21 protein-coding genes are annotated in these 22,843 nt (G+C 72.9%); 11 read left to right on the top strand and 10 right to left on the bottom strand.

Annotated elements, in window-relative coordinates; all coding sequences use genetic code 11:
- The first annotated feature begins 123 nt into the window (after positions 1-123).
- Entirely contained in the window at positions 124-2,544 is a 2,421-nt protein-coding gene (gene lon / locus ACIQVL_RS35095) for an endopeptidase La (protein ID WP_403438980.1), read from the top strand.
- Between the two features lie 174 nt (positions 2,545-2,718).
- Here lon and ACIQVL_RS35090 read toward each other — a convergent pair whose 3' ends face one another.
- Positions 2,719-3,534 carry a lysozyme gene (locus ACIQVL_RS35090; RefSeq protein ID WP_403438978.1) on the bottom strand — a complete coding sequence of 272 codons (816 nt, stop codon included), beginning with the start codon at positions 3,532-3,534 and terminating at the stop codon, positions 2,719-2,721.
- A 277-nt stretch (positions 3,535-3,811) separates the two neighbouring features.
- Here ACIQVL_RS35090 and ACIQVL_RS35085 point away from each other — a divergent pair, with 277 nt between their 5' ends.
- Entirely contained in the window at positions 3,812-4,303 is a 492-nt protein-coding gene (locus ACIQVL_RS35085; RefSeq protein WP_403438976.1) for a MarR family winged helix-turn-helix transcriptional regulator, read from the top strand.
- A 150-nt stretch (positions 4,304-4,453) separates the two neighbouring features.
- Here ACIQVL_RS35085 and ACIQVL_RS35080 read toward each other — a convergent pair whose 3' ends face one another.
- The gene (locus ACIQVL_RS35080) at positions 4,454-5,242 is read right to left on the bottom strand and encodes a protein phosphatase 2C domain-containing protein (RefSeq protein WP_403438974.1); all 789 of its coding nucleotides are present in this window, start codon (positions 5,240-5,242) and stop codon (positions 4,454-4,456) included.
- A gap of 396 nt (positions 5,243-5,638) precedes the next feature.
- Here ACIQVL_RS35080 and ACIQVL_RS35075 point away from each other — a divergent pair, with 396 nt between their 5' ends.
- From ACIQVL_RS35075 to ACIQVL_RS35040, 8 genes are all read left to right on the top strand, one after another.
- Positions 5,639-8,608, top strand: coding sequence for a nitrate- and nitrite sensing domain-containing protein (locus ACIQVL_RS35075; protein WP_403477354.1), 2,970 nt, complete (start codon positions 5,639-5,641; stop codon positions 8,606-8,608).
- Positions 8,605-9,108: a roadblock/LC7 domain-containing protein gene (locus ACIQVL_RS35070; RefSeq protein WP_403438970.1), complete on the top strand. Its 504-nt coding sequence runs from the start codon at positions 8,605-8,607 to the stop codon at positions 9,106-9,108. The genes ACIQVL_RS35075 and ACIQVL_RS35070 overlap by 4 nt, the downstream gene beginning before the upstream one ends.
- Entirely contained in the window at positions 9,105-9,527 is a 423-nt protein-coding gene (locus ACIQVL_RS35065; protein ID WP_403438969.1) for a DUF742 domain-containing protein, read from the top strand. The genes ACIQVL_RS35070 and ACIQVL_RS35065 overlap by 4 nt, the downstream gene beginning before the upstream one ends.
- A complete protein-coding gene (locus tag ACIQVL_RS35060) occupies positions 9,508-10,143 on the top strand; it encodes a GTP-binding protein (RefSeq protein ID WP_403438967.1) in 636 nt (211 codons plus the stop codon). The genes ACIQVL_RS35065 and ACIQVL_RS35060 overlap by 20 nt, the downstream gene beginning before the upstream one ends.
- A gap of 42 nt (positions 10,144-10,185) precedes the next feature.
- On the top strand, positions 10,186-11,442 hold the full coding sequence (locus tag ACIQVL_RS35055) for a styrene monooxygenase/indole monooxygenase family protein (RefSeq protein WP_403477353.1): 1,257 nt from the start codon (positions 10,186-10,188) through the stop codon (positions 11,440-11,442).
- A 189-nt stretch (positions 11,443-11,631) separates the two neighbouring features.
- A complete protein-coding gene (locus tag ACIQVL_RS35050; protein ID WP_403477352.1) occupies positions 11,632-12,285 on the top strand; it encodes a TetR/AcrR family transcriptional regulator in 654 nt (217 codons plus the stop codon).
- A 10-nt stretch (positions 12,286-12,295) separates the two neighbouring features.
- On the top strand, positions 12,296-12,595 hold the full coding sequence (locus tag ACIQVL_RS35045; RefSeq protein WP_403438962.1) for a hypothetical protein: 300 nt from the start codon (positions 12,296-12,298) through the stop codon (positions 12,593-12,595).
- Between the two features lie 114 nt (positions 12,596-12,709).
- Complete coding sequence (locus ACIQVL_RS35040; protein ID WP_403477351.1) at positions 12,710-13,852, top strand: NlpC/P60 family protein; 1,143 nt, start codon at positions 12,710-12,712, stop codon at positions 13,850-13,852.
- Between the two features lie 53 nt (positions 13,853-13,905).
- Here ACIQVL_RS35040 and ACIQVL_RS35035 read toward each other — a convergent pair whose 3' ends face one another.
- The 7 genes from ACIQVL_RS35035 to ACIQVL_RS35005 form a co-directional block, all read right to left on the bottom strand.
- The gene (locus ACIQVL_RS35035) at positions 13,906-14,844 is read right to left on the bottom strand and encodes a diiron oxygenase (protein ID WP_403438958.1); all 939 of its coding nucleotides are present in this window, start codon (positions 14,842-14,844) and stop codon (positions 13,906-13,908) included.
- Positions 14,845-14,949: 105 nt separating this feature from the next.
- Entirely contained in the window at positions 14,950-16,440 is a 1,491-nt protein-coding gene (locus ACIQVL_RS35030) for a penicillin-binding transpeptidase domain-containing protein (protein ID WP_403438956.1), read from the bottom strand.
- On the bottom strand, positions 16,437-17,798 hold the full coding sequence (locus tag ACIQVL_RS35025) for an FtsW/RodA/SpoVE family cell cycle protein (RefSeq protein WP_403438955.1): 1,362 nt from the start codon (positions 17,796-17,798) through the stop codon (positions 16,437-16,439). Before ACIQVL_RS35025 ends, ACIQVL_RS35030 begins: the two co-directional genes overlap by 4 nt.
- An 89-nt stretch (positions 17,799-17,887) precedes the next feature.
- Positions 17,888-18,151, bottom strand: a complete 264-nt coding sequence (locus ACIQVL_RS35020; RefSeq protein ID WP_403438953.1) for a hypothetical protein — start codon at positions 18,149-18,151, stop codon at positions 17,888-17,890.
- A 274-nt stretch (positions 18,152-18,425) separates the two neighbouring features.
- Entirely contained in the window at positions 18,426-19,655 is a 1,230-nt protein-coding gene (locus ACIQVL_RS35015) for an ATP-binding protein (protein WP_403477350.1), read from the bottom strand.
- Positions 19,652-20,407 carry a hypothetical protein gene (locus ACIQVL_RS35010; protein ID WP_403477349.1) on the bottom strand — a complete coding sequence of 252 codons (756 nt, stop codon included), beginning with the start codon at positions 20,405-20,407 and terminating at the stop codon, positions 19,652-19,654. Before ACIQVL_RS35010 ends, ACIQVL_RS35015 begins: the two co-directional genes overlap by 4 nt.
- Positions 20,408-20,512: 105 nt before the next feature.
- A complete protein-coding gene (locus ACIQVL_RS35005; RefSeq protein ID WP_366358579.1) occupies positions 20,513-21,019 on the bottom strand; it encodes a protein phosphatase in 507 nt (168 codons plus the stop codon).
- A gap of 101 nt (positions 21,020-21,120) precedes the next feature.
- Between ACIQVL_RS35005 and ACIQVL_RS35000 the strand changes: the two genes are divergently transcribed.
- Entirely contained in the window at positions 21,121-21,924 is an 804-nt protein-coding gene (locus ACIQVL_RS35000; RefSeq protein WP_403438948.1) for a nuclease-related domain-containing protein, read from the top strand.
- Between the two features lie 14 nt (positions 21,925-21,938).
- Here the strand turns inward: ACIQVL_RS35000 and ligD are convergent, their stop codons facing one another.
- Complete coding sequence (gene ligD / locus ACIQVL_RS34995) at positions 21,939-22,820, bottom strand: non-homologous end-joining DNA ligase (protein ID WP_403438946.1); 882 nt, start codon at positions 22,818-22,820, stop codon at positions 21,939-21,941.
- Between the last annotated feature and the right edge of the window lie 23 nt (positions 22,821-22,843).

Genomic DNA, 22,843 nt, shown 5'->3' with positions numbered 1-22,843 from the left:
GGGCGGAACCGTGTTCGGCCAGGTCAGCACACGATCGCTCAGAGCGAACATATGTATGGGAACATTTCTGGGCTCGCAAACATTGAGTCGGCATAACTCAAGTTGACTGCCGAAGGGGAGATCATGGCTTCGACGTCCGCATCACTCACCCTCCCTGTGCTGCCTCTCGACGGCGAGGTCGTGCTGCCCGGGATGGTGGTCCCGCTGGACCTGAAGGACCCTGATGTACGCGCCGCCGTGGAGGCCGCGCAGGCCGCCGCTCGCACCGAGCCCGGCAAGCCCAGGGTGCTGCTGGTGCCGCGGGTGGACGGGACCTACCCGAGCACCGGTGTGCTCGGCACCGTGGAGCAGGTCGGCCGCCTGGCCGACGGCGACCCGGGCGCGCTGATCCGCGGCCGCTACCGGGTGCGCATCGGCGCCGGTACCACCGGCCCGGGTGCCGCCCTGTGGGTGGAGGGCACCCGCATCGACGAGAACGTCCCGGACCCGGTGCCCGGTCATGTCACCGAACTGGTCAAGGAGTACAAGGCCCTCGCCACCGCCTGGCTGCGCAAGCGTGGCGCCTGGCAGGTCGTGGACCGGGTGCAGGCCATCGACGACGTCTCCCAGCTCGCCGACAACTCCGGTTACTCGCCCTTCCTGACCACCGAGCAGAAGATCGAGCTCCTGGAGACCGTCGACGCGGTCGCCCGCCTGAAGCTGGCCACCCAGCAGCTGCGCGACCACCTCGCCGAGCAGGACGTGGCGGAGACCATCGCCAAGGACGTCCAGGAGGGCGTCGACAAGCAGCAGCGCGAGTTCCTGCTCCGCCGCCAGCTGGAGGCGGTCCGCAAGGAACTGCGCGAGCTGAACGGCGACGCCGCCAAGGACGGCGAGGAGTCCGACGACTACCGCGCCCGCGTGGAGGCCGCCGACCTGCCGGAGAAGGTCCGCGAGGCCGCCCTCAAGGAGGTCGACAAGCTGGAGCGGTCCAGCGACCAGTCGCCCGAGGGCTCGTGGATCCGCACCTGGCTGGACACCGTCCTCGAACTGCCGTGGAACGAGCGGACCGAGGACCAGTACGACATCCAGGGCGCCAAGGCGGTCCTGGACGCCGAGCACGCCGGCCTGGAGGACGTGAAGGAGCGGATCACCGAGTACCTGGCGGTGCGCAAGCGCCGCAGCGACCGGGGGCTCGGGGTCATCGGCGGCCGCCGTGGCGGTGCCGTGCTGGCGCTCGTCGGCCCGCCCGGTGTCGGCAAGACCAGCCTGGGTGAGTCCGTCGCCCACGCGATGGGGCGCAAGTTCGTCCGCGTCGCCCTCGGCGGCGTCCGGGACGAGGCCGAGATCCGCGGCCACCGCCGTACGTACGTCGGCGCGCTGCCCGGCCGGATCGTGCGGGCGATCAAGGAGGCCGGTTCGATGAACCCGGTCGTCCTGCTCGACGAGATCGACAAGGTGGGCTCCGACTACCGCGGCGACCCGGCCGCGGCCCTGCTCGAAGTCCTCGACCCGGCGCAGAACCACACCTTCCGCGACCACTACCTGGAAGTCGAACTCGACCTGTCCGACGTCGTCTTCCTCGCCACCGCCAACGTCCTGGAGGCGATCCCGGAGGCCCTGCTCGACCGCATGGAGCTGGTCCGCCTGGACGGCTACACCGAGGACGAGAAGGTCGTCATCGCCCGTGACCACCTGCTCCCGCGCCAGCTGGAGCGGGCCGGCATCGACAAGGACGAGGTCGTCCTCGACGAGAGCGCGCTGCGCAAGCTCGCCGGCGAGTACACCCGCGAGGCGGGTGTCCGCACCCTGGAGCGGTCGATCGCCCGGCTGCTCCGCAAGGTCGCGGCCCAGCACGAACTCGGGCAGCGCGAGCTGCCGTTCACGATCCGGGACGAGGACCTGCGGGCCCTGATCGGCCGGCCGCACCACGTGCCCGAGTCCGCCCAGGACCCGGCCGAGCGCCGCACCGCGGTCCCGGGCGTGGCGACCGGCCTCGCGGTTACCGGCGCCGGTGGCGACGTCCTCTTCGTCGAGGCGTCCCTCGCCGACCCGGAGACGGGCGCGGCGGGTCTGACCCTCACCGGTCAGCTGGGCGACGTGATGAAGGAGAGCGCGCAGATCGCCCTGTCCTTCCTGCGCTCGCACGGCGCCGAACTGGAGCTCCCGGTCGGCGACCTGAAGGACCGGGGTGTGCACATCCACTTCCCGGCGGGCGCGGTCCCGAAGGACGGCCCGAGCGCCGGCGTCACGATGACGACGGCCCTCGCGTCGCTGCTCTCCGGGCGGCTGGTCCGTACGGACGTGGCGATGACCGGCGAGGTCTCGCTGACCGGCCGGGTGCTGCCCATCGGCGGTGTGAAGCAGAAGCTGCTCGCCGCCCAGCGCGCCGGGGTGACGACCGTCATCATCCCGAAGCGCAACGAGGCCGACCTGGACGACGTCCCGGCCGAGGTGCTGGACAAGCTCGACGTCCACGCCGTGACCGACGTCCGACAGGTCCTGGAGCTGGCGCTCGCGCCCGCCGTGAACGGGGCGGCGCCGGAGGTTCCGGTAGCGGCGTGACGGACGCTGCCGGATGCAGAAGAGGGCCCGGGTCCCCGCGAGGGGGCCCGGGCCTTCGCCCGGTGCCGGCCGGGTGAAGTCGGCTGCGCATCCGCGCCCCGTAAGGGGCGTGGGCAACTACGCGACCAGCCCCCACCGGCCCGCGGCGAACGAACCGCGCAACCGGGGCAGCGCTCAGCCGTTGGCCAGTGCCACCACCCGGTCAACGGCCCCGTTGAACTTGTCGTGGTCCCCGACCGTCGGTCCGGTCGACGTGTACTGCCACATCGTGTGCGTCGACCAGCCGGCCGGCAGCGTGCCCACCTCCGAGGCGTAGCGGGCGATCCACAGCGGGTTGGCGGAGCCGAAACCGCTGTAGTTGCCGGTGCAGTCGGTCCACCAGCTGGTCGCCGTGTAGACGACCGCGGCGCGGCCGGTGCGGGCCTTGTACCGGTTCAGGAAGTCGGTGATCCAGGTGACCATCCCGCTCTTGGACTTGCCGTAGCAGGATGCGCCGTACGGGTTCCACTCGATGTCCAGGACGCCGGGAAGGGTCCGGCCGTCCTTGGACCAGCCGCCGCCGTGGTCGACGAAGTAGTCGGCCTGGGCGGCGCCGCCCGCGGTGTCCGGGGTCGCGAAGTGGTAGGCGCCGCGGATCATGCCCACGTCGTAGGAGCCGTTGTACTGCTTGGCGAAGTAGGGGTTCGTGTAGTACGTGCCTTCCGTCGCCTTGGAGTACGCCCATCTGACCCCGCTGCCCAGCAGGGTCGACCAGGAGACGTCGCCCTGGTAGCTGGCGACGTCGACGCCTTCGGTCTGGGTGGCGAGGTCGGTCTTGGGCGTGCCGCTGCGGCCGTCGTGGGCCAGGACGCCCATGCCCATGTACGCCGAGCCGCGGGCCGGGACGGCCGGGCCGGACGCGTCGGCGTGGGCGGGGACCGGGGCGAGTGCCGCGAACAGCAGCGCCAGCAGGCCGGTGAGGAGTGTGGGGGCGGGTCTGTGCACGGGCATGACGTGCCTCCGTGGGGTGAGGTGGGGTCCCAGATATGCCAGAGGCGGTCGGTCCGAGCGGCGCGACACGACGCAGTGTCACACGGCACGACGCCACCGAATGGCGTGGGCATGCCAGTAATTGCCTGGGTTCAGACGCTACGCACGGGACGGACCCCGGGGGAAGGGGGTCCGGAGGCTGCCGTTGGTCTACGCCTGCGGAATACTTGGCGAGCTGCGGCGACGACGGGGTTTGACGGAAACTTTCAGGACTGCGAAACCGATCAGGGGTGCTGACGTGCACGAGGACGAAAAGGGCGACGAACGGCCCGCCGCCACCGGGTTGCCGCCGAGCGGCGCGGACCAGGAGTTCCTGGCCCTGGAACGCGAGTTGACGGTGCTGCTGCGCCGCGCACGGGCCAGCCAGGGCGAGATGGCCCGGGAGGTCCACCCCGACCTGGAGTCCGCCGCGTACGGGCTGCTCGTGCGGCTCGACGAGTGCGGCGGCCAGCGTGCCACCGAACTGGCCGCCTATGTCGGCGTCGGCAAGGCCACCATGTCCCGTCAGCTGCGTGCCCTGGAGGAGCTCGGCCTGATCGCCCGGGAGCCCGACCCGGCCGACGGGCGGGCCTGGCTGGTCGCCCTCACCGACGAGGGCCGGCGCCGGGTCGGCACGGTCCGCGAGGCCCGCCGGGGCCGCTACGTCCGCCAGCTCGCCCACTGGGACCGCACGGAGGTCGCGGAACTGGCCCGGTTGCTGAGCCAGTTGAACGGCGTCATGGAGAAGTAGCAGCCCCCGCCCCGCGGGGTCGCCGCCGAGCCTCCACCGGACCGCCCGCCCGGGGGTCGCCGCCGAGCCTCCACCGGACCGCCCCCCGGGGTCGCCGCCGAGCCTCGATCGGACTGCCCGCCCGGGGCCGGCGGAGGTCCACCGGGGGCCTCACAGTTCGACGTACACCACCGTCGCGTCGTCGTGCGTCTTGCTCCGCCGCAGGAACGCCCGCTCCTCCCGGTCGGCCGCCTCCAGCTCCCGCACCCGGCCGACCAGCGCCCGCGCGCCCTCCTTGCGGACGACGTCCAGGAGGGCCGTCCAGTCGCCCTCTCGGAACTTCTCCGTCCAGCGGGTCGCCCCGTCCGTGAGGGCGGCCAGCGCGCGCACCTCGGCGCGGGGCACGGTGCCGGCGACCGCGCGGGCGGCCACCGAGGGGTCGGCGGCGGCCGTGAAGAAGCCGCCCTCCTTGTTGCGGACCGTGGCGTCGGCGATCGCGTCCGAGGCCAGCGAGGCGCGCGGCACCCGGTCGAGCCGGTCGTCCAGCACCGGGGTGACCGTGCCGTCGGGCGACCTCAGGAGCAGCGCCGAGTCGGACAGGACCAGGAACTCCACGGTCTCCGCGGACCAGCGGCTCAGCACGACCGTCGCCTGAGGGGTGCGCGGGTGAGAAAGGTCACAGGTGTCACCATGTGCGACGGCCGTGCGGGCGATCGCCTGTTCGAGGATCTCCCGCAGAGTCAGATCTCCTCGCGAAACGGTCAGTTCGGTCAGCGCACCGCCCAGGCGCGCGGTGAACCAGTGGACGGAATGCAGACACCCGGTGCCGTCCCGCGGCGGGGTGACCCCGTCCAGGACGATCACGCAACCCCCCTGCCCCGAGGCGGGAAGTCCGACACCGGCGAAGTCCTCGTTGGGGCGGTCGGGAGCGCCGGGTTCCGAAACGACTTCAGTACGCATTCGGCCAGTCTGCACGACCCCTCCACAGGCTTCACCAAAGGCTGGCAACCACCCCGGAATTGATGCTGTCCCGCAGGTCAGCCGCCTGTTTTGGGCTGGAATGGCGCACTCCGGGAAGCTGCGGTGGCGAATCCTGCCAAAGCCTGCCGTCCGCGTCCAACCGGCCAGCCGGAAAAGGGCCCCGCACGGTCCTCCGGAACTTGCCCGCCAACTCCCCTCCGATGTTCACTCCTTCGGGTGGCGGGTCGGGTGATGAGAGACCACTGCCCACCGGCGCTGGGAGGGTCGGGGACCGTACAGGACGGGTGCACGCACCACTTGGCACCGGAATGCCGGGGATCATGACGGGGTGCCACCCAGCCCCTTGGGTACACGAGTTCAGGAATGCGAGCACCGGTGCAGAAGACGCGGCCTCGGCGCACAGGCAAGAAGACGGCCTCCGAAACGGGCGCCGCGGCCCCCGTCGGCACCGGCCGCCCCAAGCACGTCCGCACCCGGCTGATCGTGGCCGTGGCGGTGGTCGCCGCGGCGATCGCGGGCGCCGGAGCGCCCGCCCTGCTCACCGCCTCCGGGCAGCTGAGCGACTCCCAGGACCTGGTGACCCTGTCCGGCCGCACCCAGGACGCGCTGGCCCTCGCCAACTCGCTCGCCGACGAGCGTGACGAGGTCACCTCCTACATCGCGGCCGGCCGCGCCAAGTCCAAGGCGCCCTCCGAGGACCGCGGCGCCCGCGTCGACCGCCAGGTCGAGGACCTGCGCGCGGACACCGACGCCCCCGGCTGGCTGCGCACCGACCTCGACGGCATCGCCGCCGTCCGCCGCTCCGCCCTCACCGGCAAGAGCACCGCCCTCGAAGCGCACCAGGCGTACTCGGCGACCATCACGGAGCTGCACCGGCTCGCCGAGCAGCTGGCCGAGCAGATGCCCCCCAGGGCCGGCTCCGGCGCCTACGCGCTCGCCGAACTCGACACCGCCGTCCAGCAGTCCGCCGCGGCCAGGGGCCTCCTGCTGGCGGCCCTGAACATCCCCAGCACCACCCAGACCACGATCAGCCCGCTCACCGGTCTGCCGGTCACCAGCACCACCACCTCCGGCGCCGACAGGAAGCAGCGCGACGCGCTCACCGCCGCCGCCCAGCAGGCCAGGCTGCGCGCCGACGCGGCCCTCGCAGACTTCCGCGACACCGCGCCCAAGGCGGCGGTCGACTCGTACGACACCACGGTCACCGGCGGTGACGTCAACGACGCGGACAAGTACCTGGCCGCCCTCACCGACCAGCCGGCCTTCTCCGACGCCGACCTCAACACCGGCACCAAGAAGCTGGACGCGGCGCTGTCCGCCCGGGTCGACCTGATGCGGGGCGTGGAGTCGGCCCTCTACGACCACCGCACCAAGGACCTCGCGGCGCTCCGCGACGACGACGTCAACGCGCTGGAGATCCGGGTGGCGGTGGTCGGCGCCCTGATGCTGGTCGCCGTCGGCGTCGCGACGGCCATGGCGCGCTCCCTCACCCGCCCCCTCTCCGTGCTCCGCCGGGGCTCGGCCCGCCTCGCCGGTGCCGAGGACCCGCGCACCGAGGACCCGATCGCCTTCACCGGCCGCAACGACGAGTTCGCCCAGGTCGTCCGTTCCGTCAACGCCCTGCACGCGCACGCCGCCGAGCTCTACGAGCGCATCGCCACCCTGGAGACCGACCGCAAGCACCTGGTCGGCCAGCGCCAGAAGATGGCCGACGCCCGCGAGGAGCTGCGCGCCGAGGTCACCGACGCGGCCGGCCAGCTGGAGCGGCTGCGCACCAGCATCGGCGGCACGTTCGTCAACCTCGCGCTGCGCACGCTCGGCCTGGTGGAGCGCCAGCTCGCCGTGATCGAGACCCTGGAGGAGCGCGAACAGGACCCCGACCGCCTGTCGACCCTCTTCAAGCTCGACCACTTCGCCACGGTCATGCGCCGCCACAGCGAGAACCTCCTGGTCCTCGCCGGCACCGAACACGTCCAGCAGCACGCGGGCCCGATCCCGCTGGTGGACGTCGTCCGGGCGGCGGTCAGCGAGATCGAGCGCTACGAGCGGGTCCGGATCGCCGCGCTGCCCCCGCACGCGCACGTGGCCGGGTTCGCGGCCGACGACCTCTCCCACCTCCTCGCCGAGCTCATGGAGAACGCCACCGCGTCCTCCCCGCCCGACGTCCCCGTCGAGATCTCCGGCTGGCTGCTGGAGAGCGGCGAGGTCATGCTCTCCGTCCAGGACGAGGGCATCGGCATGACCGCCGACCGCATGGTCCGCCTCAACGGCCGCCTCGCCGAGTTCGACCCCGAGTCGCCCTACGACCAGGAGGGCGAGGGCGGTCTCGGGCTCGGCCTGTACGTGGTGGCCCGCCTCGCCCACCGGCACGGCGTCCGCGTCCAGCTCCGCGAGCAGAAGCAGGGCGGGGTGGCGGCGGTCGTGGTCCTGCCCCAGCCGCTGCTGGCCCAGGCCCCGCGGACCACGGTCCCGGCGCCCACCTCGGCCGGCGCCCACGCCTTCTCCCTCCCCGGCGCGGACGCCGAGGTCAACTCCAACGTCCTGTACGGCCGCTCGACGTCCGGCGACCCGCTGGTGACGCTGGCGGAGAACGCGGTGCGGGCGGCGGACGGGCACGGCGCGGACGTGCGGCGGGCCGACGGGGACGCCGTTGCGGTACGGCGGGCCGACGAGCAGCCCGCCCACGAGCAGGCGGCCCCGCCGAAGCCGGCCGGCCCCGAGCCGACGGCCCGCCCGAAGGCACCGGCGGAGACGTTCGCCGAGACGACGATGGAACTGCTGGTCCCGCTGGAGCCGGAGACGCCCGCGGCCGCCGAGCGGACGCACCCGGCGGACGCCGAGACCCGGTCCCGTCCGCAGCCCGCAGCCGCCGACGGCGAACTCGCGCCGCCGTGGCCACCCGCACCCGCCGACGGCGAACTCGCTCCGCCGGTGCCACCCGCACCCGACCACGAAAGCCGCACGGCCGGTCGGGGTGGGAACGACCTCGGCGAAGCCGACGAGCACACCCGCCCGCGGCCCGCGACCGCCGACGGCGCGTACGTCCCGCAGGGGGACGCCGAGGACGACGACGAGGTCACCAGCAAGGGCCTCCCCAAGCGCACCCCCAGGATCACCGCCCCCGCCCCGGCGCCCCGCCAGCGCGGCACCGGCGTCGACGCGGACGCCCTCCGCCGCAGGCTCGGCGGCTTCCGCCGGGGCGCCGACGCCGGACGACGTGACGTCGAGGCGGAGATCGCCGAGCAGACCGGCCAGAACCAGGTGCCGAGCGCCGTACGCGCCGCACCCGGAACAGCCGTATCCGAAGAAGCCACGGGGGGCACAGTCGAGGAGGCAAGCAGTTGACCGCGCCCAGTACCTTCGGACTGAGCAGTGAGGCCCGCAACCTGCACTGGCTGCTGAGCAACCTCGTCGAGGAGGTGCCCGGGATCCAGTCGGTCGCCGTGGTCTCCTCCGACGGCCTGCTCCTGCTCTCCTCGGACACCAGCCGGAACCAGGAGGCCCGCGAGGCACAGGGGGAGAAACGCAGGGGCCCCCGCGGCTCCTCCGCCGACCTCGCCACCATCGTCTCCGGCATCGGCAGCCTGACCATCGGCGCCGCCCGGCTGATGGACTTCGGCCCGGTCAAGCACACGATGGTCGCGATGGACGAGGGCAGCCTCTTCGTGATGTCGATCAGCGACGGCTCACTGCTGGGCGTGCACGGCAGCGCGGAGTGCGACATGAGCGTGGTGGCATATCACATGGCACTGTTCGTCGGCCGCGCCGGCCACGTCCTCACCCCCGAACTCCGCACCGAGCTGCGCAAGTCCCTAGAGGCCGATGCGACGAGGAGCGGCCGATGACCAGCGCGCCGAAGAACCGCAGGCAGAACCTCCCGGTACGCGGCGGCGACCGCAAGCCCGCCCGCGTCCGCCCCTACTCGCTCACCGGCGGCCGTACCCGCTTCGGCCACGTCCTCCTCGTGGAGACGTTCGTGGCCGCGCTCGAGGCCCCGGAGGAGCGCAGGGAACTGACGAATGGTTCCCTCAGCACCCGGGTGATGCCCGAGATGCAGGCCATCGTCGAACTGTGCCGCCGCATGCGCACGGTGGCCGAGATCGCCGCGCTGCTGAAGATGCCGCTCGGCGTGGTCCGGGTCCTGCTCAGCGACCTCGCGGACCAGGGAAAGATCCGTGTGTACGGAACCGGTACCGGGCACGGCGTCGGCCGCCCGGACCGCGCTCTGCTGGAAAGGGTGCTGAGTGGACTACGCCGTCTCTGACGCCGCCGGCGTCAACCCGCTCCTCGACGAGGAGGAGCAGCCGCGGTCCTGGCAGACGGACCGTACCCGGGCCCCCATCGCGACGAAGATAGTCGTGGCGGGCGGTTTCGGCGTCGGCAAGACCACGCTGGTCACCGCCGTCTCGGAGATCACGCCCCTGCAGACCGAGGCGCTGATGACCGAGGCGAGCGAGGAGACCGACGACCTCACCGCCACGCCCGGCAAGCTCACCACCACCGTGGCCATGGACTTCGGCCGCATCACGCTCGACGACGACCTGGTGCTCTACCTGTTCGGCACGCCGGGCCAGCAGCGGTTCTGGTTCATGTGGGACGACCTGGTGCGCGGCGCGATCGGCGCCGTCGTCCTCGCGGACACCCGGCGCCTGAAGGACTGCTTCCCCGCGCTGGACTACTTCGAGAGCTGCGGACTGCCGTACGTCGTCGCGGTCAACCACTTCGACGGCAGCGAGCGCTTCGAGCCCGAGGACGTGCGTGAGGCATTGACGATCCCGCCGCGCATCCCTGTAATGATCATGGACGCCCGCCGCCGGATCTCGGCCGTCGAGACGCTGCTGTCCCTGGTCGCGCACGCGCTGGACGAAACCCCCGAGTAGCACCCCGAGTAGTTCTTCTGAACCCCTAGGAGCCATCACCGCATGCGGAAGATACTCGTCGTGGGGGCCGGCCAGGCCGGTCTCCAGCTTGCCCTCGGCCTCCAGTCGCACGGCTACGAGGTCACCCTGATGTCGAACCGGACCGCGGACGAGATCCGCTCCGGCCGGGTCATGTCGACGCAGTGCATGTTCGACACCGCACTGCAGCACGAGCGCGATCTCCAGCTGAACTTCTGGGAGTCCCAGGCCCCGAAGATCGAAGGACTCGGCGTCTCGGTCGCGGCCCCCGGCTCCTGGGCCGAGGGCCCCGCGGCCCGTGCGATCGACTGGGTGGGCAGGCTCGACGGGTACGCGCAGTCGGTCGACCAGCGGGTGAAGATGGCCGGCTGGATGGAGACGTTCGCGCAGCGCGGCGGCCAGCTGGTCATCCACGGCGCGGCGGTCGGCGACCTCGACTACTTCGCCCGCACCTACGACCTGGTGCTGGTCTCGGCCGGCAAGGGCGAACTGGTCCAGATGTTCGGCCGCGACGCCTCCCGCTCGCCGTACAGCGAGCCGCAGCGGGCGCTGGCCGTCTCCTACGTCCACGGGCTCGGCCCCCGCCCCGAGCACCCGGACTACTACGCGGTCCGCTGCAACCTGGTCCCGGGCGTCGGCGAGCTCTTCGTCATGCCGACGCTGACCACCTCAGGACCCGCCGACATCCTCTTCTGGGAGGGCATACCCGGCGGCCCGCTGGACGTCTTCAACGGCGTCAAGGACCCCTCGGAGCACCTCTCCCTGACCCTGGAACTCATGGAGCGGTACACGCCCTGGGAGCACGCGCGGGCCACCAAGGCCGAACTGACCGACGCCGGCGGCACCCTCGCCGGCCGCTACGCCCCCACCGTCCGCAATCCGATCGGCCGCCTCCCCGGCGGTGGCCTGGTCCTCGGCGTCGCGGACGTCGTCGTCGCCAACGACCCGATCACCGGCCAGGGCTCCAACTCGGCCTCCAAGTGCGCCGCCTCCTACCTCGCCTCGATCCTCGAACAGGGCGAGAAGGAGTTCGACGGGACCTGGATGCAGGAGACGTTCGACCGCTACTGGAACACGGCCCGGCACGTCACCAAGTGGACGAACGCCATGCTGGCGCCGCCGCCGGAGCACATCCTCAACCTCATCGGCGCGGCCGGCCAGCTCCCGCCGGTGGCCAACCGTTTCGCCAACGGTTTCAACGACCCCGCCGACTTCGAGAACTTCTTCTACGAGCCGGAGAAGACCGAGGCGTACCTGGCGTCGGTGACGGGCGCCGCCTGACCGGGCCGGTTTTCGGCCGCGGGCGCGTGGGGGCTGGTCGCGCAGTTCCCCGCGCCCCTGAAGGGGCGCACCGCAGCGCCCCTTCTTCTGCTTTCAGGGGCGCGGGGAACTGCGCGACCAGCCACGACGGCGCCGCACCCGGCCACCACCCCATCGCGGCACCCCCGACGGAACACATACCCTGCACATATGACCCCCCAGGCCGCCACCCCCGCCTACCGTCGGCTGTCCGTCGAGGAGCGGCGCAGCCAGCTCCTCGACGCGGCCCTCACCCTCTTCGCGCACCGCGCGCCGGAGGAGGTGTCGCTCGACGACGTGGCGGAGGCGGCCGGGGTCTCGCGTCCCCTGGTGTACCGGTACTTCCCCGGCGGCAAGCAGCAGCTCTACGAGGCCGCCCTCAGATCGGCCGCCGAGGAACTCGAACACTGCTTCGACGAGCCCCGTGAGGGCCGGCTCCTGCCCCGGCTCGCCCGCGCCCTCGACCGCTACCTCGCCTTCGTCGACCAGCACGACGCCGGCTTCAGCGCCCTGCTCCAGGGCGGCAGCGTGGTGGAGACCTCGCGGACGACGGCGATCGTGGACGGCGTGCGCCGGGCCGCCGCGCAGCACATTCTCAGCCACCTGGACGTCGCCGACCCGGGCCCCCGGCTGCGGATGACCGTCCGGATGTGGATCACCGCCGTCGAGGCGGCCTCGCTCATCTGGCTCGACGAGGACAAGCAGCCGCCCGTCGAGGAGTTGCGGGACTGGCTGGTGGACCAGTTCGTCGCCGTGCTCAGCGTGACCGCGCGCCGCGACCCGCAGACCGCGGCCCTCGTCGACGCCCTCGCGGCGGATGGCTGAAACTGGTGCCGTGAAGAGTCAGGACACCCCCTTCGAGGGCGGCCCCATGGACGGACGGGTACTGCCCGTGCTGCTGGGCATGACCGGCCACCCGCCGAAGACGTACCGCATCCCGGTCCCGGACCCGGCGGGCGGCCCGCCCACCGTCCTGGTCTACCGCCGCGTGTCCCGGGGGCAGGGCAGGCGCCTGGGCCTGTCCCAGGGCTGGAAGTACGAGTACGACCCGACGGGCCAGGGGGCCGGCGGCGGGCCGAAGTGGCCGTGGTCCAAGCGGGACCCGGCGCGGAAGCCCGACGGCACCGACGGGTGACATGACTGGGCCGGACGGCGCACACCCGCCGCGCGGACCATACATACACATCCGATAATCACGTGATCATCGCGATGCGGAACGGAGAGACCGTCCCGCATCGGAGGTGATGACGTGTCAGGAAGGTTCCTGCGTCTGGCCTGTACGGCCGCGGTGGCGGCGGCCCAGGCCGTCCTCGCGCCGTTGCCCGCGCTTGCCGCGCCCGAGCCCGCGCAGCCGGTCGCCGCGCTGCTGACGGACCTCCAGCAGGCGTACCGGCAGACCGAACAGGCCACCGAGACCTACAACGCGACGGCGGAACGGCTGCAGCGGCAGCGTGCCGAGGTGACCCGCCTGGACGACGAGCTGGCCATCGCCCGGCGCTCCCTGCACGCCAGCCGCACCGAGGCGGGCCGGCTGGCCCGGCTGCAGTACCAGAACGCCGGCTCGATCTCCCCGTACCTGCGGCTGCTGCTCGCCCGTGATCCGCAGCACGCGCTCGACGAGGGCCATGTGATCGGCGAGCTGGCGCGCGAGCGGGCGAAGACGGTGGGGCGCCTGACCGACGACGAGCGCGACCAGGCCGACCTGGCCCGCCGGGCCCGCGCGGCGCTCGACACCCGGCTCGCCCTCGCCGAGAAGCAGAAGAAGCAGCGCGACGAGGTCCGCAGCCGCCTCTCCGACGTGGAGCGCATGCTGGCGTCCCTCACCCCCGGCCAGCTCGCCGCGATCGCCGACCTGGAGAAGGCGAGGACGGCGGACGCCCAGCGGAGACTCACCACGTCCGGCGCCCTGAGCAGCACCACGACGCCCCCCTCCCCGGCAGGCGACCGCGCGGTGCGCTACGCGGTGCAGCAGCTGGGCAAGCCGTACCAGTGGGGTGCGGCGGGCCCGGTGTCGTACGACTGCTCGGGCCTGACCTCGCAGGCCTGGGACCGCGCCGGCACCCCCATCCCGCGCACCAGCCAGGAGCAGTGGGCCCATCTGCCCCATGTCCCCCTGGACCGCCTGCGCCCCGGCGACCTGGTCGTCTACTTCCCCGAGGCCACCCACGTGGCCCTCTACCTCGGCGACGGCAGGGTGGTCCAGGCCCCCCGCCCCGGCGCGAGGATCAAGGTCTCCCCGATCGCCGCCAACCCGATCCTGGGCGCGGTCCGCCCCGATCCGACGGCCGCCTCCCTGGCCCGCTACACGCCCCCGGCAATTCCGAAGGCGGCGACGGACGGCTCGGACGAGGCTTTCGGAACTTCACAGCCGACAGCCCCGACACCCACCTAGGGGCGCTGGGGGAGGAACTGCGCGATCAACCCCCACGCACCCGCACCCAGCCCTCAAGCCAGCAGCCCCGAGCTCCTCCACAACCGCCGCCCGGCCCCCCGAAGCACCCCGATGTCGTCCAGGAAGTCGGTCAGCCGCTTCGCGCCGGTCTGCATGACCTCCCGCCGGTGCCCGCTCGCCCGCACCTGTGCCACCGCCTCCCGCCGGTCGAGACCCACGTTCGTGTAGACCTCCGGATTCACGAAGGCGACCGAGAACACCCGCGCGAACTCACCGGAGGTGACCCGGGTGAACTCCTGCGACCACCGCGGCGCCGTCACCATCTGCCGGCGCAGCTCCTCGCGGGCGTACCGCACGTGCCGGGCCTCCTCGACCACGTGGATCCGGGTGACCCCGCGCACCAGCGGCTGGACCCGCTCGTCCGGGAAGGTCAGCCGCTGCATCCAGTCGAGGACCTCCTCGCCGAGCAGGGTGGCCGTGAAGGACCCGGGCGTCGTGGAGATCGTCTTGAAGAGGCGGCCCAGGTTCTGGTGGGCCCGGCTCACCGGGTACCAGGGCGCGTCACCGCGCGCTATGAGCCGCGCGAACATCTTCGAGTGCCGGCACTCGTCCTCGATCTCGGTCAGCGCGTAGCGCACGTGCGCGGTCGTCGCCGCCTTGTCGTAGATGTGCCGGACCAGCAGCTGCATCAGGATCAGCTCGAACCAGATGCCCAGCGAGGCCAGCGCGGCGGCCTCGTGCTGGGAGAGCAGGATGCGCTGCTCCTCGCTCATCCGCTGCCACATCGGCGTGCCGTACAGCGACACCAGCTCCGGCGGCCAGAACCACTTGCCCTCCTCGAAGGGCGCGTCCCAGTCCAGCTCCTTGTCCGGGTCGAAGGAGTGCTTCGCGGAGGAGACCAGCAGCCGTTCGGCCACCTGTTCGCGGTCCTTGAGCAGGCCGAGCGCGTCCCGCAGTCCGTCGACCGCGTCGGCTTCCGTCAGGGTCGTCATGGCTCCCTCACCTCGTTACCCGGGGGTACGTCGTCGTCCACCCTTATGAGACCGCGTGTCAGCAAGCCGGTCAATCCCCCGCGCACGACTTGCTGACTCCGAGTCTCAGAGCCCGAGCACCGCCCGCATCACCGACCGGGCGATCGGCGCCGCGTCCCCGCCGCCGCTGATCTCCCCGCGGTCGGCCGCCGCGTCCTCCACCACCACCGCCACCGCGACCTTCGGCTCCAGGTCGTCGTCCGCCTGCGCCCAGGACACGAACCAGGCGTACGGCACCCCGGAGTTGCCCACGCCGTGCTGCGCGGTGCCGGTCTTGCCGCCGACCGTGGCACCGCGGATCGCCGCGTTCGTGCCGGTGCCCTCCTCGACCACGTCGACCATGAGTTCCTTCATGCGCACGGCCGTCGCGGCACTCATCACCTGCCGCACCGGCCCCGCGCCGCCCGTGCCGACCGTCTCGCCGGTCCGCCGCACGGTCCGCTCCACCAGGTACGGCGGCCGCGCCAGCCCTCCGTCCGCCACCGCCGCCGCGACCATCGCCATCTGCAGCGGCGTGGCCCGGGTGTTGTACTGCCCGATCGACGACAGGGCCAGCTGCGCCCTGTCCACGCTCGTGTCGAACGTGCTCGGCGCGGCGGTGAACGGGATGCGCACCCGGGTGTCGTTGAAGCCGAACGCCTGTGCCGTCGCCGTCATCCGCGCCGCCCCCACGTCCACGCCCAGCTTCGCGAAGACCGTGTTGCAGGACCACTCGAAGGCCGCCCGCAGCGAGGCGTCCGCACAGCCGTCGCCCTCGTTGGTCAGCCGGGTCGTGGTGCCCGGCAGCCGGTAGGGGTCGGGGGAGTCGGTCGGCGCGTCCAGGTCGGTGACCACCCCCGCGTCCAGGGCGGCCGCCGCCGTGACCACCTTGAAGGTCGAGCCCGGCGGATACGTCTGCCGTACCGCCCGGTTGAGCATCGGCTTCTCCGGGTCGTCGTTCAGCCGCGCCCAGGCCGAGGTCGCCGCCTCGCCGTTGCCGGACAGCTCGGAGGGGTCGTACGACGGGGTGGAGACCAGGGCGAGGATCCGGCCGGTCGCCGGTTCGATCGCGGCGACCGCGCCCTTGCGCGAGCGGAGCCCCCGGAAGGCGGCCTCCTGGGCGTACCGGTTCAGGGTCGTGACGACGTTCCCGCCCGGGTTCAGCGCCCGGCCGGTGTCGTTCCACAGCGGGAGCGGCGACAACAGCGGGTCGGTCCCGGAGAGCACCCCGTCCTCGGCGTGCTCCAGGAACGTGGTGCCGTACAGCTGGGAGGCGAAGCCGGTGACCGGGGCGTACAACGGGCCCTGCGGGTAGGTGCGTTCGTAGCGCAGTTGCTCCCCGCTGTCCCGGGAGCCGGTGACCGGCGCGCCGCCGACCAGGATGTCGCCGCGGGGGAGACCGTAACGGGCGATGGAGTTGCGGCGGTTGGCGGGGTTCTCGTCGTACTGCCGGGCCAGGACCACCTGGACGCGGGCCGCGTTGACGAGAAGGGCGAACAGCAGCAGTGCGCACAGGGCGCGGGCCCGCCGCACGTACCTGGCCGTGCCGGCCCGCCGGCGGCCGTCCTCGGTGCTCATGGGGCCACCTGTCCGTCGTAGTGGCGGCGGGCCGAGTCGCTCACCCGGATCAGCAGGGCCACGATCGCCCAGTTGGTGACGACCGAGGAGCCGCCCTGGGCGAGGAACGGCATCGCCATGCCGGTCAGCGGGATCAGCCCGGTCACCCCGCCCGCGATCACGAACACCTGGAGCGCGACGATCGAGGCGAGCCCGACCGCGAGGAGCCGGCCGAAGGGGTCGCGCAGGGCGAGAGCGGCCCGGTAGCCGCGCTCGACCAGCAGGCCGTAGAGGAGGAAGATCGCCGACAGGCCGGCGAGACCGAGTTCCTCGCCGGCCGTGGCCAGGATGAAGTCCGACTTGGCGGCGAAGCCGATGAGGACGGAGTGGCCGAGGCCCAGCCCGGTTCCCAGGACCCCGCCGGCCGCGAACGTGAAGAGGGACTGGGCGAGTTGGTTCGGCCCCTGGCCCGCGTCGATCGAGGCGAACGGGTGCAGCCAGTCCTCGATACGGCCGTGCACGTGCGGTTCCAGCGGGCCGACGGCGACCGCGCCGAACACGGCGAGCAGCAGGCCGACCGCGATCCATCCGGTGCGCCCGGTCGCCACGTACAGCATGACGACGAACAGGCCGAAGAAGAGCAGCGAGGTGCCCAGGTCGCGTTCGAGGATCAGGACGCCGACGCTCACCAGCCAGATGGTGACGATCGGGCCGAGCACCCGGCCGGTCGGGAACTGCATGAACCACAGCCGGCGGCCCGCGTACGCGAGCGCGCTGCGGTTGGCCGCCAGGTACGCGGCGAAGAACACGGCGAGCAGCACCTTCGCGAACTCGCTGGGCTGGATGGAGAATCCGGCGATCCGGATCCAGATCCGGGCCCCGTTGACGGCCGGGAAGAGGATCGGCAGGAGCAGCAGGACGAGCGCGGCGGCGACGCAGACGTACGCGTAGCGCTGGAGCACCCGGTGGTCGCGGAGCATCAGCACGACCATGATGAACAGGGCGACGCCCAGGGTGGACCAGACGAGCTGGGCGGGGGCCGCGCGGTCGCCGGGGGTCTGCAGGTCCAGCCGGTAGATCAGGACCAGGCCGAGTCCGTTGAGCAGCACACCGATCGGCAGCGGCAGCGGGTCGGCGTACGGGGCGCGGAAGCGTACGGCGAGATGGGCGACGAGCGCGAGGACCCCGAGGCCGGCGCCGTAACCGGCGGCACCGGGCGGGACGGTGCCGGTCTTCGCCAGGCCGACCGCGCAGTAGCCGTACACGCACAGCAGGACGGCCAGCACGAGCAGGGCGAGTTCGATGCCACGGCGCCGGGGGAGGCGTACGGCGGAGGTGGGGGTCGCGGTCGCCGCCAGGGTGGTTCCGGCCTTGGTCATGTCCGGAACTTACCCAAATAGTGTGAGTTGAGCGGTCTGTGGGTCGGCGCCAGCGTGGCGTACACCTCCGCGCCCGCGACGGCGGCGCCTCAGGAGCCGGCGGGGTCGTCCGGGCCGCCGGGGCCGAGGAAGTCGAAGTCGTCCGTGCCGGCGGTCCCGCCGGTGCCGCCGGTGCCGCCGGTGCCCTCGGTGTTGCCGACGCCGTCGAGGCGGCCGTCGTCGTAGGGATCGTCGACCTGGCCGGCCGCCGCACCGGCGCTGTCCCAGCCGTCGTCGGCGAGGGCGGGGGCGGTGCCGCAGAGGGTGAGGAGGACGGTGGTCGTGGCGGCTATCGCGAAGCTGCGGGGGAGCATGGGGCCTCCGGCGGGCGGTCGGTGGAGAGCTGGCTAGCTGCCACGCTAGGAGGGGTGCCGGGGGGCTGCCCTTTGCAGTGGGCCGAAGGGGGGGGCGGAGTGGTGGCCGAGTGGTGGCGTGTGCCGGCCGGTGGGGGCTTGTCGCGCAGTTCCCCGCGCCCCTGAAAGCGCGCTCCTGACAGAAGGGGCCGCTGCAGTGCGCCCCTTCAGGGGCGCGGGGAACTGCGCGAGCAACCCCCATGCACCCGCAGCCGTGCACCCCCCGAACCCACCCCTACGGGAGCGTCAGCGTAGCCACCGCCCCGCCGTCGATCGCGTTCGCGAAACACAGCCGCGCGCCGAGCACCTCCGCCTGCCCCACCGCGATCGTCAGCCCCAGCCCGTGGCCCTTGGCCCCGCCCTCCGTCCGGAACCGCTGCGGACCGTGGGCCACCAGGTACTCGGGATAGCCGTCCCCGTGATCCCGCACGGTGACCTCGTTGCCCTCCACCGTCAGCACCACGGGCCCCCGCCCGTGCCGGTGCGCGTTGGCGACCAGGTTGCCCAGCACCCGTTCCAGCCGCCGCCGGTCGGTCTCGACCCAGACGTCCCGTACGACCTTCACCTCGGTCTCCGTCCCGGACGCCCGCACCACCCGCTCGGCCAGCGCGCCCAGCGCCTCCGCGTCGGTCTCCAGCCGCTCCCGCCCCGCGTCGAGGCGGGAGATCTCAAGGAGGTCCTCGGTGAGCGTGCGCAGCGCCGCCACCCGGTCCCGCACCAGTTCCGTCGGCCGCCCCGGCGGCAGCAGTTCCGCCGCCGCGTGCAGCCCGGTCAGCGGCGTCCGCAACTCGTGCGCCACGTCGGCCGTGAACCGCTGCTCGCTCAGCAGCTTGCTCTGCAGCGACGCGGCCATGCCGTCCAGCGCGGCGGCGACCGCGGCCACCTCGTCCTGCGGGCGGGTCGGGTCCTCGGTACGGGGGTCGTGCACACGGGCGTCCAGGTCGCCGGCGCTGATCCGCCGGGCCACCTGCGCGGTGCCGTGCAGCCGCCGGCTCACCCGGGTCACCGCGAACGCGCCGACCAGCAGCGTCGCCCCGATGGCCGGCGCCGACGACCAGAGGATGGAGCTGTCCAGGCCGGCGATGGTGCGGGCCTGCTGGGAGTAGTCGACGGCCACCGCGAGCGCCCGGTGGCCGTCGGCCGGGCCCGCCGCCCACATCGTGGGGCGGCCGTCGTCCCGGGCGACCATCGTGCCGCGGTCCCCGGAAAGCGCCAGCGCCCGCAGCTGCGCGGGCAGCCCCCGCGGGTCGACGCGGGCGCCCCGCGGCAGCGCGTCCCCCGCCTCGTACGCGCCCGTCGCCTCCGTGAGCCGGTCCAGTGCCTGGTCGCGGGCCTGGGCGACGGTCTGGTCGGTGACCGACACGTGCACCAGGACGCCGAGCAGCGCGGCCAGCGCACAGCACATCACCGTGATGAACGCGGCCGACTTCGCCGCCAGGGTCCCGGCCCAGCGCGGGAGCCTCATCGCACGCCCGCCGAGGCCGACGGCATCGGCCGGCGGGTGTGGTGCCCCTTGCCGGTGCGCAGGAACTCGTCCCGGGAGAACACCATCGCCTTCCGCTCCTGGTCCCACGCCCAGGTCGTCCGGTACTCGTACCCGCTGATCCCGGCCGGCGACCGGACGATCACCGTCCGCCCGGCCAGTTCGACGCCGGTGATCGCGTCGTCGTCGTCGAGGATCTGCTGGAGCCGGTGGTTCTCGACGGTGTACACGCGCACCGCGGTCTGGTTGGTCGGATACAGCCGGAAGCCGAGCGTCAGCTCGTCCCGCCCGTCCCCGGTGAGGTCCCGGTAGTACGGCTTCAGCAGCGGGCAGCGCGCCCCGCCGCCGCCCGCCGTGCACTCCCTCATCCGCTCCGCGGTCTCGTGGTACGCCCCCTGGGCGCCGTAGTCCGCCGGGTCCGCGGCGATCTCCGCCCGTACCACCGCCACCGGGTCCACCCGGCGGATGTCGTCGCCGGGCACCGTGATCCCCTTCACGGTCTCCGTGCTGCCCTCGTCGTAGGGCCAGGCCGGGCTGGCCGCCGGCCGCAGGTCGGGCCAGAGCTTCGCGGGGCTGACCGCGGTCGGTGCCGCCCCGGCCCCGCGCAGCCCGCCGGAGTCGCCGCAGCCGGCCGCGGTCACCGCCAGCAGGGCGACGGCGGCCGCGGCCACGGCGGTACGGACGGGACGACGGGCTGGCACGCTGCTCCTGGCTCGGCGGGGTCGGTGGTCCATGGGCGGAAAGGCCTTGTGCATGGGCGGGGAGGCCCCGTACACCTTATTCGCAGATTTGTAGGGAAGTCCTTTTTGTGCCCGGGGGCCGCCGGTGCACGGCAGAGGCTACTCGGCGAGGTCCTCCAGGAGGCGGGCGGTGGACAGGCCGGCCCGCAGGTAGGCCACGAACAGCTCGTTGTGCAGCGCCCAGGGCGAGCGCCGGGCCCGTACCAGCCGGATCGCCTCCTCGGCCGTGCGCCCCTGGTGCACCAGCGCCTGCGCGACCACCAGCCCCGACCGGTTGTACCCGCTGTAGCAGCGCACCAGCACCGACCGCCCCGCGTCCAGCGCCTCGCTGGCCGCCCGTGCGAGCCGCATCACCCCGGCGAGCTGGGTGCCGTCCAGCGGCCCGTCCGGTATCGGCCACACATGGTGCTCGACCCCGTCGGCCGGACCGTGACCGGGCATCCGCAGCAGGCTCTGCACCAGATCGAACTCGTCCCGCACCACGGCAGCCTCCAGCCGCCCCGAACGCGCCCGGAACTCGTGACCGCCCATCCACAACCCGGGCAGCACCTCGCTCCAGGGACTGTCCGGAGCCGGCACGTCGTACTGCTCTCCACGGATCCGCACCCGGCGCCTCCCCGCTGCGCGCGCCAACCCCTGTCAAAGGTAGCGGGGTTCTTGCCCCTGGAGCACCCCGCCTGTTCCCATGGTCGAGGGGTGATGACGCAATGAGCGGACTGCGCGTCGTGCCGGCCTGGCGGCACGGCCAGGAGCGACTGTACGTATGCCTCACGGACGGAAGGAACATCGCCTGGTACGACCGGGAGGCGGGCCGGGTCAACCTGCTCAGCGAGGAGCGGCGGGACGACGTGCTGGAGACCCTGCGGCCGTTCCTGACCGGCCCGGTCACGATCGGCCCGCCGCCCGTGCCCACCCCCGCCGAGCTGGCCCGGCTGACCCTGCATCCCGACGACGACCTGGCGCCCAACCGCCCCGGCGAGGCACTGCTGGTCGCCCTCGACCGGGACCCCGGCCCGGCCCACCGGCTGCGCCCCGACCCGCGCCGCCGCGCCCTGACCGCGGAACAGGCCGTCGGCGACGCCCTGGACCGCCTGGACGGCGCCGGCTGGCACGCCCTGCACTCCGTCCCGCTGCCCGGCGGCGACCGCCTGCACCACCTGCTGATCGGGCCGGGCGGCCTGTTCTGCGTGCACTCCCTGTACGCCCGCAAGCAGAAGGTCCTGGTCGCCGACCCGATGATCACACTGGGCCGGCGTGACCCCCAGCCGCTGCTGCGCCGCCTGCGGGCGGACGCCGACCGGGCCTCGTACGCCCTGACGGCCGAGGTCCGCCCGGTACTGGCCCTGACCGAACCGGCGGACGTCAGGCTGACCGCCCCGCCGCGCGAGGTCCACATCCTCCGCGACCGGGACCTGGACACCCTGTCCCGCCTGGGCGGGGTCCTCAAGCCGGCGGACGTGGAGGCCCTGCACGCGATGGCGCGGGACCGGAACACGTGGGGGAGGGTGTAGGCCCCCAGGAGCCTTCACGGCAGCGTCGCCGCGCGCCCCGCGTCCAGCAGCGGGGCCAGCAGGTCCCCGTGGTCCTGGACGCGCGGCGCGATGTCCCCCGCCCGGAACACCAGCCGGCCCGCCGCCCGGCACTCCGCGACCTCCCCCCACGTGACCGGCGCCGACACCGTCGGCTCCCGCCGCGCCCGCACGGTGTACGGCGTGGCCGTCGTCTTGCGTCCCGCGTTCTGGCTCCAGTCCACGAACACCTTCCCGGGCCGCAGGCTCCGCGTCATCCGGTGCACCACCAGCCGCGGCAGCGCCCGCTCGGCCTCCACCGCCAGCGCCTTCGCGTACTCGCTGACCCGCTCGCTGGACGCCCCCCGCACCGCCGCCAGCAGATGCAGCCCCTTCGACCCGGCCGTCTTGGCGTACGCCTCGATCCCGTCCGCCGCCAGCCGCTCCCGCAGCCACAGCGCGACCTCGCAGCACTGCACCACCGTCGCCGGCGCGCCGGGGTCCAGGTCGAAGACGATCCGGTCGGCCTCGTCCGGCGTCCCCACCAGCCACTGGTGCGTGTGGAACTCGGTGACCAGGTTCGCCGCCCACATCAGGCTCGCGAGGTCCTGCACCAGCACCATCCGGGCGGCCCCTTCCGACCGGCGCACCTCGGCGGTCGTGACCCACTCGGGCGTACCCGGCGGCACGTTCTTGGTGAAGAAGACCTGGCCGTCAGGACCGTCCGGGTACCGGAGGAACGAGACCGGCCGGTCCCGCAGGTGCGGCAGCAGGACCCCGGACGTCGTCGCGTAGTAGTGCAGCAGCTCGCCCTTGGTGAACCCGGTCGCCGGATACAGCACCTTCTCCAGATTGCTGAGCGCGACCCTTCGCCCGTCCACCTCTGTGATCGGCGTCATACGATGACAATCTCATACAGAAC

The sequence above is a fragment of the Streptomyces sp. NPDC090499 genome (assembly GCF_044769305.1).
GTDB lineage: Bacteria > Actinomycetota > Actinomycetes > Streptomycetales > Streptomycetaceae > Streptomyces.
Note: the sequence above shows the minus strand (reverse complement) of the source record. Positions and strands in the feature narration are given on the sequence as shown.

Excerpts from the sequence above, each read along its gene's own strand:
- ACIQVL_RS35055 (WP_403477353.1), top strand. The coding sequence starts at position 10,186 with ATGCGGAAGATACTCGTCGTGGGGGCCGGCCAGGCCGGTCTCCAGCTT.
- ACIQVL_RS35090 (WP_403438978.1), bottom strand. The coding sequence starts at position 3,534 with ATGCCCGTGCACAGACCCGCCCCCACACTCCTCACCGGCCTGCTGGCG.
- ACIQVL_RS35025 (WP_403438955.1), bottom strand. The coding sequence starts at position 17,798 with ATGACCAAGGCCGGAACCACCCTGGCGGCGACCGCGACCCCCACCTCC.
- ACIQVL_RS35065 (WP_403438969.1), top strand. The coding sequence starts at position 9,105 with ATGACCAGCGCGCCGAAGAACCGCAGGCAGAACCTCCCGGTACGCGGC.
- ligD (WP_403438946.1), bottom strand. The coding sequence starts at position 22,820 with ATGACGCCGATCACAGAGGTGGACGGGCGAAGGGTCGCGCTCAGCAAT.
- ACIQVL_RS35000 (WP_403438948.1), top strand. The coding sequence starts at position 21,121 with ATGAGCGGACTGCGCGTCGTGCCGGCCTGGCGGCACGGCCAGGAGCGA.
- ACIQVL_RS35015 (WP_403477350.1), bottom strand. The coding sequence starts at position 19,655 with ATGAGGCTCCCGCGCTGGGCCGGGACCCTGGCGGCGAAGTCGGCCGCG.
- ACIQVL_RS35030 (WP_403438956.1), bottom strand. The coding sequence starts at position 16,440 with ATGAGCACCGAGGACGGCCGCCGGCGGGCCGGCACGGCCAGGTACGTG.
- ACIQVL_RS35020 (WP_403438953.1), bottom strand. The coding sequence starts at position 18,151 with ATGCTCCCCCGCAGCTTCGCGATAGCCGCCACGACCACCGTCCTCCTC.
- lon (WP_403438980.1), top strand. The coding sequence starts at position 124 with ATGGCTTCGACGTCCGCATCACTCACCCTCCCTGTGCTGCCTCTCGAC.
- ACIQVL_RS35080 (WP_403438974.1), bottom strand. The coding sequence starts at position 5,242 with ATGCGTACTGAAGTCGTTTCGGAACCCGGCGCTCCCGACCGCCCCAAC.
- ACIQVL_RS35010 (WP_403477349.1), bottom strand. The coding sequence starts at position 20,407 with ATGGACCACCGACCCCGCCGAGCCAGGAGCAGCGTGCCAGCCCGTCGT.
- ACIQVL_RS35050 (WP_403477352.1), top strand. The coding sequence starts at position 11,632 with ATGACCCCCCAGGCCGCCACCCCCGCCTACCGTCGGCTGTCCGTCGAG.
- ACIQVL_RS35035 (WP_403438958.1), bottom strand. The coding sequence starts at position 14,844 with ATGACGACCCTGACGGAAGCCGACGCGGTCGACGGACTGCGGGACGCG.